Annotated in this window: 11 protein-coding genes; 6 read left to right on the forward strand and 5 right to left on the reverse strand. The window is 42.6% G+C overall.

Annotation, left to right across the window (positions count from 1 at the left end):
* Window positions 1-10 precede the first annotated feature (10 nt).
* Window positions 11-952 carry a glycosyltransferase family 2 protein gene (locus EO95_RS00200; RefSeq protein ID WP_048131247.1) on the reverse strand — a complete coding sequence of 314 codons (942 nt, stop codon included), beginning with the start codon at window positions 950-952 and terminating at the stop codon, window positions 11-13.
* Window positions 953-1,898: 946 nt separating this feature from the next.
* On the reverse strand, window positions 1,899-2,870 hold the full coding sequence (locus EO95_RS00205; protein ID WP_048131248.1) for a glycosyltransferase family 2 protein: 972 nt from the start codon (window positions 2,868-2,870) through the stop codon (window positions 1,899-1,901).
* Window positions 2,871-3,512: 642 nt separating this feature from the next.
* On the opposite strand from EO95_RS00205, the gene EO95_RS17315 reads away from it, so the two are divergent.
* The 4 genes from EO95_RS17315 (at window position 3,513) to EO95_RS00215 (ending at window position 6,419) form a co-directional block, all read left to right on the forward strand.
* The gene (locus EO95_RS17315) at window positions 3,513-3,683 is read left to right on the forward strand and encodes a hypothetical protein (RefSeq protein WP_156163930.1); all 171 of its coding nucleotides are present in this window, start codon (window positions 3,513-3,515) and stop codon (window positions 3,681-3,683) included.
* A 101-nt stretch (window positions 3,684-3,784) separates the two neighbouring features.
* Complete coding sequence (locus EO95_RS00210) at window positions 3,785-4,672, forward strand: DUF1616 domain-containing protein (RefSeq protein ID WP_048131249.1); 888 nt, start codon at window positions 3,785-3,787, stop codon at window positions 4,670-4,672.
* A gap of 30 nt (window positions 4,673-4,702) precedes the next feature.
* Window positions 4,703-4,831 (forward strand): hypothetical protein, encoded by a 129-nt coding sequence (locus tag EO95_RS18385; protein WP_268767877.1) that lies wholly within the window; start codon window positions 4,703-4,705, stop codon window positions 4,829-4,831.
* Window positions 4,832-5,207: 376 nt separating this feature from the next.
* A complete protein-coding gene (locus EO95_RS00215; protein WP_235282780.1) occupies window positions 5,208-6,419 on the forward strand; it encodes a CPBP family intramembrane glutamic endopeptidase in 1,212 nt (403 codons plus the stop codon).
* A 381-nt stretch (window positions 6,420-6,800) separates the two neighbouring features.
* On the opposite strand, the gene EO95_RS00220 is transcribed toward EO95_RS00215, so the two are convergent.
* A complete protein-coding gene (locus EO95_RS00220; protein WP_048131250.1) occupies window positions 6,801-7,064 on the reverse strand; it encodes a hypothetical protein in 264 nt (87 codons plus the stop codon).
* Window positions 7,065-7,878: 814 nt separating this feature from the next.
* Window positions 7,879-8,076, reverse strand: coding sequence for a hypothetical protein (locus EO95_RS00225; RefSeq protein WP_156163931.1), 198 nt, complete (start codon window positions 8,074-8,076; stop codon window positions 7,879-7,881).
* A 680-nt stretch (window positions 8,077-8,756) separates the two neighbouring features.
* On the opposite strand from EO95_RS00225, the gene EO95_RS00230 reads away from it, so the two are divergent.
* Together EO95_RS00230 and EO95_RS00235 are read left to right on the forward strand one after the other, a co-directional pair.
* On the forward strand, window positions 8,757-9,635 hold the full coding sequence (locus EO95_RS00230) for a hypothetical protein (protein WP_235282781.1): 879 nt from the start codon (window positions 8,757-8,759) through the stop codon (window positions 9,633-9,635).
* Window positions 9,636-9,732: 97 nt separating this feature from the next.
* The gene (locus EO95_RS00235) at window positions 9,733-11,649 is read left to right on the forward strand and encodes a TIGR04279 domain-containing protein (protein ID WP_235282782.1); all 1,917 of its coding nucleotides are present in this window, start codon (window positions 9,733-9,735) and stop codon (window positions 11,647-11,649) included.
* A gap of 119 nt (window positions 11,650-11,768) precedes the next feature.
* On the opposite strand, the gene EO95_RS00240 is transcribed toward EO95_RS00235, so the two are convergent.
* The gene (locus tag EO95_RS00240; RefSeq protein ID WP_048131251.1) at window positions 11,769-12,665 is read right to left on the reverse strand and encodes an SDR family NAD(P)-dependent oxidoreductase; all 897 of its coding nucleotides are present in this window, start codon (window positions 12,663-12,665) and stop codon (window positions 11,769-11,771) included.
* Window positions 12,666-12,990 lie beyond the last annotated feature (325 nt).

Genomic DNA, 12,990 nt, shown 5'->3' on the forward strand with positions numbered 1-12,990 from the left:
TTTAAGATACTCAATTTTCGTATTCCATCTTCTTCAACCTGTACAAAATCTCATCCTGAATCTTCCGCTGGGTTTTCAGGATATCAGCTATCATTCCAAGAGTCATCGTGGAAACCCCAATAAGTATCAGTAACACTGTCATCACAGCTGAAGGCAAATATCCTCCCACTGCCCCTGTTTTAAAGAATCCTAAAAGTACCCGAGACCCGAAAAGAAGACCTACTAAGATAAATAGGGAACCAAAACCAAAAAATGTATCAAGAGGATGGAAGTCACGGTACCCCCTTGCAATTGTAACCCCTGCCCTCTGGGCATATTTCCAGATATTTGAGATCAGGCGGGAAGGACCCCCTTCCCGTTTTCTGAACTCGATTGGGACTTCTTCGATCACAAGCCCGTAGTAGGAAGCCTGGATGAGGGTTTCCTGGACATAGGTGTAATCAGCCATCACATTCAGGCGCAGGGCACAGTCCCTGGTAAATGCCCTGAAACCGGACTGGGCGTCAGAGATCGGGATACCCGAAACCTGTCTTGTGATGAAAGTTGCGATTCTATTCCCTATTCTTTTCTGGAAGGGCATGTACTCGATATGGCCTTTTGTGCGGGAGCCCAGGACAAAATCGGCTCTGCCTTCAAGGATTGGCTCTATGAGTTTACAGATTTCTTTTCCGTTATACTGTCCATCTCCATCGGTATTCACAATGATGTCGGCACCCATTTCAAGGGCGGTCTGAAGGCCTGCTCTGAAGGCGGGGGCAAGACCTTTGTTTTTCTTGAAACTGAGAATTTTATCTGCGCCTGCTGTTTCAGCTTCCTGAATCGTATTATCGGTTGAGCCGTCGTTGATGACAAGGACTTCAACTTCGTCACAACAGTCACGGGGAATTTCTTTTATAACGGAGGCAATTGTTTTTTCTTCATTGTAAGAAGGAATCATTACTACTAATTTCATAACATCACCAGATAGACAAAAAAAGGAATAGGGGTTTCATCCCTGTAAACAGAAGCCAAAAACATTTTTTGAACCAACATTTTTTAAACCAGCATTTTTTAAAACATGATTATTTCTATCCACCTTCAGGCATTTCCTACGATAAAGGGGGACCAGTTTTTGAAAGGATCAGGATTACATTTTGGGGAGATGTCGTCCTAACTCGATTATTTTCTTTCGGGTTATGCACAGAACATTGTTGCCCATAAACTGTTCGGCACTCATTTAGAATAACTCCCTTTGAAAGATGAGGATGAAAATTTTTAGATATATACTAGATAAGTGATGATAAGCCTCGTGGCTTTAATGACATAATGACTGTTTGAATTTAATGAGGAAGGTAATTTTTTAAACAATGTGGAAGGGAGATCTATATAAACTTTTTGATTTGGCATTAAAATATAATAAAAATAAAGTAATAATAAGAAGGGGAGAACCAGTGTTTAAATAAAAATAATATAATAGGATTGAACTAACAGTTGTAGAAAAAGGGCAATGTTAGAGAGATTGCAGAAATCGAAACATGATAAAAAAATAGAATGGTAATCCAAAAACATGATTATCCGCCCCTATAATTACCTTGCCACATCTAAAGGCGAGACTTCAAAAAGCCTCAAGAGATATTTCTCATTGGTATGGCCCTTGTGAGCCAAATCTCTCTAAGGGGCACTTGCCGCATTTTTATGTGGCGGTAAAATAAGAAAAAATAAGACTATCCAGGCGAAATATGAATACCTGAAAAATGAATAAGTTAAGTTTGTTTTTCGACGGAAAGGAGAGAAATGCCTGGAAAAATAAGAAGGGTAATAAAGAAATTGCCATTAAAAAAATAATTCAGTACCAAAAAAATAATTCAGCCCCCCGGTATAGATGAAAAGAATTTAAAAGAGGGGCTGAAAGCGAATAATTAAACAGACTCGGTCTGCCTGGTAGCTCCTGCCATGGAATGCGCTACAATTCCCCTGAGGGTCATGTATGCACCTGCAAGGGACAGGAAGACCATAAGGAAGGTATGCCCGAAGTTAAGGCTTGCACTGCCCAGGAAAACGGTCTCAAGTAACTTGAAACCCATATAGAAGCCGCATGTTGCAAGGGCAAAGCCCGGTACCGAGTAGAAGTACAGGGGCCTGTTGGCTTCCATATCCTCACCCACGGCCTTCAGGGCTCCGCGGAGGTACTTTACCGGGTTTCTGGTTGAGGTTTCGGAGAGCTTGAAAGCTCCGATCTCGACTTCAGTTATGCGGACGCCTGACCTGCCTGCATCTGCAAGCATTTCATTTTCTATGGCTATCTTTTTGCCGCTGAACCGGAAGATGTTTTTTGTAGAGGCTGCAAAGGCACGGAACCCGCTCTGGGAGTCGGTAATCTTGAGGTCAAAGTTCATTTTTACAGCGGTGCCCTGCATGGTCTGGCCGACGCGGCGGTAGATGGGGACGTTTTTGTCCGGATAGCTCAGGTAGCGACTGCCGTTTACCATCTCGGCATTTCCTTTAATGATAGGGGCAACGAGCTTAGGGATGTCAGCAGGGTTGTGCTGGCCGTTCGCGTCCATTGTAACTATAATATCTGCGCCGAGGTCGGCTGCAGTTTTAAAGCCGGTTTTGAGGGCTTCGGCTTTTCCCTTGTTGGTTTGGTGAGCCACTACTTCAGCTCCGGCTTTCCTGGCGACTTCAGCTGTCCGGTCAGTGCTGCCGTCATCGACAACGATTACATTATCGACATAAAGTTTGGTGAGAAGGACCAGGCTTCCGATTGAGACTTCTTCATTGTAAGCTGGAAGGATAGCGGTTATATTTTGAGAGGATATCCCCCTGAAACGTTGGTTCTCTTTATGGGTTAGGTACTGGGTACTGTTGCCCATAAGCAGTTCGTTACTCATTTGTATGACCCCTTTGAAATTTATATTATGAAGTTTGTATTATTAAGTAGAAATTATAGCGGCTAAAAGCCACTTAATGCCAGTGATGGCATGATTGTTTGAATTTTTAAAGGTTGGTTTGAATACCAAATGCACTTAAATTTTTTATAGACTTGAATCTGGGGCACGAATATATAAATATATTGACAGCCCTACTGTGGCAGAATTATAGATGAGTTATAATAATATCGGTAGAGTCTTTAGTATGATAAATATAACATTATATGATTGAGATACGCGCCTGCAAAAAGCATCGGAAATCTGAGGGTAAAAAGTATAAGTAATCAAAAATAAAAAAATGATTCCGAAAAAAAACAATATCATAAGAACACGAGATTCTGCGCTCTGGTGCCGCAGGCTCTCCCGGATACCAGGGAATTTATTTCAAGGGGTCTGAAACTTTAGAGCTCAACTCAACTCCATCTCCCACTTGCCGCATCTGCAGAAGAGAGGGAAAAAAATGAAACCGGTGAATATGAAAAAAATCAAATTGAATCTGTTTGCCCGGGCTTGACGGGAAAAACATATTCTGAAATTAAGCAAGTTTAAGCAAAAGGTCGTCCTCTGATACATGGTTGATATACACCGAATGCTTGAGGAAAAGTGACAGCTCCCCCGAATAAATTCGCAGACATATTTGCAGCTTCCAGAACAAAACTTGACAATAGAGTAGAGGTTGTAAAGTACAAAAACATCATCAATCAGCGCATTGTTGAAGAGTTGGCGACGGCATCCCGCATTAAAACGACAGGGATTAGCCTTAGACACCCCTAAAAAGAGCGAAAGAATAAAATGTATGAGAAAAAGATAGTTACTCTCCTGAAAGAAACTGGAGAAATATAATAATTTTTTAAATTATACGCCGGATGACCTTAATGACCGGAAAAAAAGTTCCATCAGACCTCTTGACCGTTATTGGGCTTGTGATCCTTACCGATCTCTTTGTACTTACGCCCGGATTAAGTGAAACTGTGCTCCGCAATATACTTGGCCTGCCCCTTGTACTTTTCCTGCCCGGGTATGCCCTGATTGCGGCACTCTTTCCTGCAAAATCCGACCTTGACGGGATCGAAAGGACAGCCCTATCCTTCGGGCTGAGCATTGCAGTCGTGCCCCTGATTGGCCTCGGCCTTAACTACACCCCCTGGGGGATAAGGCTTCTACCAATCTTGATAAGCCTGTCACTGTTCACCATTGCAATGTGCGGGCTTGCATACCTGAGGCGGGCAGGACTTCCCGAAGCCGATGCTTTCGAGGTGCCCTTCAGAGAAACAGCACTCGCGCTTAAAGCCGAAATTCTGGAAAAACCTGAACCGGGACTCGACAGGGCCCTCACAGTTATTCTGGTCCTGTCCATCCTCCTTTCTGTTACAACTCTGTTCTATGTAGTTGTCACCCCAAAAGAAGGGGAACACTTCACAGAGTTCTACGTCCTCGGACCTGAAGGGATGGCTGACAATTACCCGACAAACTACACACTCGGAGAGAGCGGGACAGTAATTGTTGGGGTCGTAAACCATGAATACAGGCCAGTAAATTATACAATGGAAGTAAGGCTTGAAAACAAATCCCTGCCTCTGCCCGAAGATATGCAGCAGGTCGCACTTGCTTATAACGAGACCTGGGAAGAGCCTCTAACGCTCACTCCACCGGTCGAAGGAAAGGATATGAAACTTGAGTTCCTGCTCTTCAACGAGACCGACAAAAACACGCCCTACAGGGACCTCCACCTCTGGATAAATGTAAACTCAACAGATGGCTGAGGGTGTAAAAGTCCCGGAGACTGCAAAAACGTGACTTCGGAAGCAAAGGTCTCCGGGATCCTCAGGCTGGCAGCCTTAAAGATTAAATGCCGGCTGCCTTTTCAAGCTTTATCTGCCTTCATTTCAGAGCTTTCCGTGGAAGAAACTCAATCATCCTGACTGAGCCCCCATGTCCGGTCAGTCGGAGAAGCTGGGCAGAGGGCCATATGAGTGAAATACATTTGCACCGGTCCTGTGGATTTGTGAACTTTTTTGCTTTTGGGATACAGTATTTAACTCGGAACGGAGGCCAGTGAATATTTATAAAGACCTCACCTTTTTCAGTAGCCATTAAGTTCACAAAAGTTAAAGCTCGCTATTTAAGGGAGGTCACTGTCTACGAAACTTTATATAACATTTACAATAAAAACGTGTATAATATGAGAGCTGCATGGCATCTCTGATATTTAATAATAAAAAACCAGTAAAAAACCTTTAATAAGAGATACACCGAATAGATCTGAACCCGCCCCGATTTGAAAGAGGAGTAATTTCAGTGCAAAAATTAATTAATTCTCATAAAAATCAAAAAGAACTGAATTTTCTAATTATCGTTTCAGTTCTGATTCTGGCTTTACTGGCAATTTCTCCAGAAGCCGCATCAAGTAGCAACCTGGAGTTATCACCTTCTCCAGAGATGGGGCCCGTTTCAGAGCATATAAGCGCCGAAGCCCCGGAAGAAACAGGAGATTCCGGAGTTATTTTAAACTCATATGAAGATCCCGAAACACCCCCGAAAATCGGACAGTATGTAGACATTGTCTATACGGTAGGCGGAATCGGGGCAGCAGTTCTGATTCTTCTCGCATATTTACGCATGACTTCGGGAGATCCCGGACTTGTAAAAAACCCCCTGAAAGATCTCCCTTCACTAAAAATCTGGAAAACAGCCAGGCCTGAAGAATCTGAAGAAACTGCTCAGGAAAAACTCGAAGCCAGAAAACTCAAGCTCTTTACCGCAGTCCCTGTCCTGAGTATAACCTTTGCCGAACTCCTTATCTTTTCAGGCAGGATGGGAGCAGCTGTCTGGATACATATAGGCACCACAATTGCCCTTTCCCTTTCCAATATCTTCATAAAAGACCCCGAAGTCCACAAAATCCACCAGGCCCTGATGTTGCTCCCGGTGCTCAGGCTGATAAACCTGTCAATGCCTATCTTTTATGATACCACCCTTTATACCTTCGTTTTCATCTACGGCCCCCTGGCAATTCCTGTGGCAGTCATTGTACTGCACCAGCGGGATTCCCTTGAACAGATAGGGATTACCCTGAAGCACATAATACCCTACATGATTATCTCAGTCCCGCTGGGTCTTATACTCGGGCTTGGAGAGTATTTGACCATCAGGACAGGTTACCTGATCCCGGACCTCACCTTTATAAACCTGCTTAAGCTCACCATTGTAATGGTTTTTTTCGTGGGCCTTGTCGAGGAAGTGATCTTCAGGTCAATCCTGCAGACCAGGCTCGAGACCGCCCACGGTGTGTGGGCAGCCCTTATAATTTCAAGCCTCCTGTTCGGACTCATGCACTCCGGATACGGTACTATTCAGGAAATCCTCTACACTGGCTTTGTAGGATTTATCATGGGCCTTGCCTTCCATAAAACAAAAAGCCTGCCCTTTATTGCTGTGCTCCACGGCTTTGTCAATGTATTCCTTTTCGGGATCCTGCCTCACCAGCTAAGCCTTTGGCCGGGTTTCTGAACCCCAAAAGAAATCATAAAAACTCTTTTTAGGAAAACTTTCCCGGAGCTATTGGTACTCTGGGCCCCCCTTTTTAATTATGCTTCGGAAAAAACCTGATAGACCCTATGAAGGAAAAACGGGAAAAAGAGAGCCTTGAGTAAAACCTGAAAAAAAGGTCATCCATGGGAAGAAAACAGATGGCTCTTCGTTGTTTTGTGTGGATATCCTCAGAAAAACCAACGCGGTCTTGAATTGAAAATCAGCAGGTCAAATCGAAAAAGATACTCATTTTATTTTGTGACAACGCCGGCGAGCCAAAAAGAGAAGTAAAACCAGTCAGGGCATGAAAAAATTAAATGAAAAAATTAAATGGAAAGGGAATTTTTTCAAAAACAGAAATTAAATAATCTCGGCAACCTTGAAAACGACGATCCCCGCAAAACTCAAAAGTAGGGGAATAATTGCCAGATTAAAAGAGCTGTTAAGAGATTTATTCCAGCATTTGGATGCGGAAAGGACTTCCTTTAGAGACAGGAGAGCAATAAGCCCGACAACCACTGCGGCCCCGTACTGAGGAAGTCCCGGGCTCGTAACCATGGAAATTGCACTTGAAGAAATCGCACTTGAAGAGATAATACTAGATGAAATTACGCTTAGCAACATACGAACACCCCTGTAAACATTGAAGCATATACCCGGACACTGAAGAATCACTGGTATAATAATAAACTATTGGAATAAGATTATATCACTGGCATAATGCTGCAACATACTATAAAATACTTATTACTAATTCTGAATTATAAGAGAAGGTAGATCCCTCTGTCAGCCCATCAAGTCACCTGAGTACGTTTTTAAAATTAAGAAGAGGTGATAAATGAATAGAGTTATGAGACGTTTGGAATTATAACACACAAATAACCATCAATAGAGAGAAAATACGGAATATGAGAAACCAGAATTTCATAAAAACCAGGCTTCAACAAACAAAATTAATTAAATAACTGATGTAAAAAATAGACAATAAAGCTGTGCAAAAAATCCGGCACATATTCCCTGCAGACAGTTGTTAAAAAGTCCCTTAAGGCAGTCGATTTTTTATTCAGCGTCCCTCCAGCCTCAGTCTTGCCCTGACTTTCATATTTAACTGTACTCAATATTGCTTACTTTTCTCTGCTTTTTTAGCCTTTGAATATTCTCACGTCTCAGTCCTTCATGTACCCCTGATTTCTGGCTCTTGATCCTGAATGCTTAAAATACTCCAGGCTTCTATCCGCCTTACTTGTACCAAAAAGGACTGAGAAACAGAACAAAATGGGAACAACCAGAGAAAAACTTGAGAAAGAAACCTGAAAAAGAAAATAGTAACTAAAACACCGAGAAAAAAAATCACTAAAAAAGAAAATTGTAGTGCAGAAACGCACAAAAAATGGTTAGTGGTGTCAAGAAGGAGGAGAGGATTCCGGAAGCCCGGAATTTAGACTACCTCTCCAACCTTGAAAACAACAATTAAAGCAAAACAGAAGAGCATAGGTAGGATTGCCAGGTTAAAAGAACTGTTAAGGGCCTTGTTCCAGTGTTCGGATGCCGAAAGGACCTCCTTTAAAGAAAGAAGGGCAATCAGCCCGACAACTACCGCTGCACCATACTGAGGGAGCCCGGGACTTGTAACCATGGAAATTGCACTCGATGAAATTGCACTCGATGAAATTGCACTCGATGAAATTATGCTTAATAGAATACAGATACCTCCCATAAATAATAACTCAGATATACTCACGATTTTGTGAAATTAGTCATATATGAAGAATGCATACTATAAAAAAGTTTCCTGAGATATTAAACGATTGAGATATGAAATATAGTAGAGTAGTATCATAGCCTCATAGACAAGAACCTCATAGAGGGAGAAGAACATAGAGAAGAATCAGCATCTAAAGAAGGAGATAGAGATTCATGCAGAAGGTTATGAGATAAGAATGTTGAGAAGCTTATAGAATAAATGCGAGAAAAGGATATAAACATCAAATAACATTACTAAAACGTTTGCCAAAAAAAGAAGAGGAAGTGAAAATCGGAAGTATGCAGTCATGTTAATTTAAAAAATTAGGGAGTCGGTAGAACTCAGGATATACTATTAAAAAACAAACAGAATAGAAAATCATATAATTGAAATCCAGAGAATTTAACTCACTATCAATAGAAATTTATATAACATTCACGGTAAAAATCTATACAATGATCGTTCTTTAGCATTATTATAAATATATAATTTTGAGCTAGTTATAACAAAAATTTAAATAGACACGTGATAAAAATAAGTAGTATGTCCTTGTTTGAAAAGGAGTAATTCCCGTGAAAAAATTCATTCATCCCCCTAAAAGGCGAAAAACATCTGCCTTTATAATCCTCTCCCTTTCGGTTCTTATTCTGGCTTTACTTACAACCTCACCTGCAGCTGCAGCAGTTAACAGCTGGGATTTATCCCCCGAAAACCCCGTTCTTGGAGATACCCTTCGAATTAAAGGGAGTGCATCTCCGGAAGAGGAAATCGAAGTACAGGTAACTTTTGAGAAGGCCGTTCCGGTATCCGGAGGGGAGTACGAGTACATATTGGAAGGCGTGAAAATCCCTGAAGGTTTCAAAAACCGCTTCACAGTCCAGGCCAGCGAAGCCAAAAACCTCAATGTAAGGGTAAAAATGCTAATCTGGGTGACTAAAAGTTCAGAAGCTTCCGGAAACACTGCAACTGTGACGCAGTCAAGTGTCCCTCCGGGAACCTACCAGATAAAGATGGATGGGGATACCAGAGGAGGAGCCTCAACTGTAACCCTGAAAATCACAGCTGTCCAGCAGATACAAGCTGATTCGGATGGTGATTTCAGTTATTCTTATAATACAAAAGCCGTTCCTCCGGGGGACTTTGAAATAAGTGTCGGGGGCATCAAGAAAAAAGTAACCGTTCAGCAAGGGAAGATCCCAGCTGTGACTCCAGCCCCTTCAGAGGAAACAGAACCTGAAACCGTAGAAGAGACCGGGGAAACAGAAGATACTGAAGACAGCTTAAATCCAGCCCAGCCCCCTGAAAACGGAAATGAAACATCTGTTTTAGATATAGAAACTCAGGGGCCCAAAGCTGCTGAAAATACAGGACTGTCTGTAGATACAGCTTATATGCTGGGAGGAATGGGAGCAGCCGTTCTAATCCTTATCATGTATTCAAAAAGAAAATGAAGCAAAAATAGGAATTTCAGCCCATAGCATGCAAACAATTTGCTATCCTGAAACTGATGAATCAAACAGATTCAATGGGAATATGGAGGAATGTAAATTGAGAAAAAGTCTATTGATACTTATACTAACGATATTCATATTAACCTCTGCACCGGCAATGGCGGGGGGTGGAAAAACAGATGTAAACCAGCTCGGCAACATAAACTTTACCGATAAAGTGGTTTACTTCCAGAGCCATACAAGCGACCCGGCCGAAGGGAACTGGATCACAATGGGATGCCCAAATGAAGGTAGAAGAGTCCAACTTCCTCAGCCGATAAAACTCACTTATAACGGCCCTAAATATGTAGAATATAGCGGGGCTTCCGGGATCTTAAATAAGGACGAAGAGAAAAGTTATACGATAACATACCCTTCAACTGATTCTTATACCACCCTCCCCGTTTACCTCCCTGATGAAGACTTGAGCATGTCTTTCCACGGAGAGACCGGTCTTGAAGGAGAAAATGTAGATATCTACCTGTTCAAAGTGACCTCGGACTGTGCATACGGGCTTTTTGATGCCTTCCAGGCAGGAGATATCGAAAATTTAAACACCCTTTTCCAGGACAGCGTTGAGGGAGAATATGAAAAGTATTCTACTCAACTCGGAGATTGCGGCGATTTATCAGACTATGGCCTTGGATGCCTTGGTGCAGGCCAGTACTGCATAGTTATGGTTCAGCAAAATGATGACGGAAGCATGACAGTCCTTTCTTCAACAGTTTTTGTGGTTGTGGAATCTGAACTGTACGTCTCCTCCCCTTCAAGTATAGAAAAAGGGGATGAACTGGACATAAGCATAACAGGAGTTACCAACGAAAACGCCTGCACCTACGGAGCAGTCCTCATAAAGGAACAGGCATACAAAGCAAACATAGAAATCAACTCCGATGGCACCAGGGACGGAACTTCAGTAATAGTAAACGATCTGGACCTTATTGATGAATTTGACATAACCTCCTCAAACTACAGGTCTAAACTGACCAGGAACGAGCTTCAGAAAGAAATCCAGACCCTTATAGGGGAAGGAAATGGAGCCATAGCAATAGGGGAATCTGGTCAGAAAAAACTGTCACTTACCGCATTCGATCTGCCTGTAGGCTGCTATTACCTCCTTGTGGGCGCATATAACCCCGAAAAGGGACTGGTAGGGCTCTCCCAGATGGAAGTCGAGATTAAATCAAAAGGAAATTCAAACGGTGGCGGCAATTCAGGAGAAAACAAAGGAGGAAAAGGAGGCAGCGGAGGAGCAGGAGGCTCCCCTGAACCTGCGAAGAATGTCAAGTCAAAAGAGCTCTGCCAGCAGTTTGTCTCAAATGGCCACAGGATAAAGTTTGAGTTCACAAAGGGAGCTACCTCTGTCGGTTATGTGGAGTTTAACGCCAAAAAGACTGCAGGCAAGATAACAACTATTATTGAGGAACTGAAAGGAAAATCCCCACTTACTCCCACCGAGCCTGAAGGAGAGATCTACAAACACCTTAATATCTGGGTAGGAAACGGCGGCTTTGCAAATTCAAACAACATTGAAAACGCCATTGTGGGCTTCAGGGTGAGCAAGGAATGGATCACTGAAAACCACATTAATATGGATGCAATAACCCTTCAGCATTTCAATGGAGATCAATGGGACTCCCTTAAAACGGACAAAGTAGACGAAGATGATGAGTATCTCTATTTTGAAGCTGAAACTCCGGGCTTTTCCCCATTTGCAATTACAGCCAGCAAGAATATCCTTGAGATTGGAGAAAAAACAGGAGACACTGAGGTTCAGTCAACTTCAGATGCAGGGCAACAAGACAATTCAGGGTCAGTTATGGAATCTGATATGCCTTCTAAAGAAACCGGAAAAACTGGATTAAGAATTACCAGTTTCTTTATAGGTTTCCTTGTAATCGTTCTGACGGGAGCAATTATAAAGAAGAAAATAGACCAGAACAATGAAGATGGAGATGGAGATTCTGAAGAGTAACTGGAGATTCTGAAGAGTAAGAACGAACAGGAGATATTATTTCTCCTGTTTAAATTCGATTTTTAAAATTACCATGTTGAATAATTGATCCGGTTTTAAAAAATCAGGCCCTTATAGACTTAAATAAGGCTTTTTAATCCCTGTTCCAGTTCGATCTCTCCTTTCCACCAGCCGGCAATTTTTGAGACATCTGCCCTTGAGTCCCGAACATCTCCTGCCCTTGATGCGGCATGGATGATCTGGCTTGAGGAGCCGGTCAGTTTAATTATATTCTCAGCAAGCTCCAGGACTGTTACGCTTTTTCCCATAGCTACATTGAAGACCTGACCATCCCCATGCTCGAGGGCTGCTACGTTTGCCCTGACAACATCCCTGACATGCACGAAGTCCCTGCTCTGAAGTCCGTCGCCGTAAATGACAAGGTCTTTTCCTGCCTTTGCCCTTTCCAAAAAAAGGGGGATAACGGCTGCGTACGGAGATTTAGGGTCCTGGCGCGGACCGTAGACATTAAAGTAACGCAGGCAGGTAGTCCGAAGCCCGTGGTCCTCATAAAACATCCTTGCCAGATACTCACCGTCAAGTTTGGAGATTGCATAAGGTGAGGCAGGTTCAGGATACATACCCTCGCTTTTAGGAAGTACAGGGTTATTCCCATAAATTGCAGCTGAGGATGCGGTCACAAATTTTTCAACTCCTGCCCTGACGCATGCCTGCAATACATTAAGTGTTCCAAGAGTGTTTATCCGGAAAGCCTCGACTGGTTTTTCACAGCTGAGAGGCACCGATACCAGGGCAGCTTCATTGAAGACGCAGTCCATGTCCGAGACCGCCTTTTCAACTACAGCGGGATCACAGATATCCCCCTGGATGAATTCAACATTTCTGTGCTGAGGGATATTTCGGGAAAAACCAGTAGTAAGATTGTCAAGGATCCTTACACTATGGCCTGCTTCTGCGAAATACTCAGCTAAATGGGAGCCTATGAAACCTGCTCCTCCTGTAACCAGCACTTTCATGTTTCGAGAAAAGGAAGAGGTATAAAATAAAATTTTCCATGCGGGCCTGAAAGTTCCTTAGTTCGGGAAAAATAGTGAAAGATCCAGGAGATAGTTATCACCAGGAGAAATCCCTTCAGAGGGGAAAATATTTTCATAGAAAGAAGCCTTATGGGTACAGGGGAATTAAAAAAAATTGGGAATTCGGGTCTTCACGATAAACCAGAAACTGAGAAGTAAAGTACAGTTAGCCATACAGCTTGAGGGGGCTGGAAATTTCCAAAAAATGTTTCTTCAAATTAGTGGCTTATTTACCAGTTTATTAAGCCGATTTACTCAATCGATT

It is taken from the genome of Methanosarcina sp. 1.H.T.1A.1 (genome assembly GCF_000979295.1).
Classification (GTDB): domain Archaea; phylum Halobacteriota; class Methanosarcinia; order Methanosarcinales; family Methanosarcinaceae; genus Methanosarcina.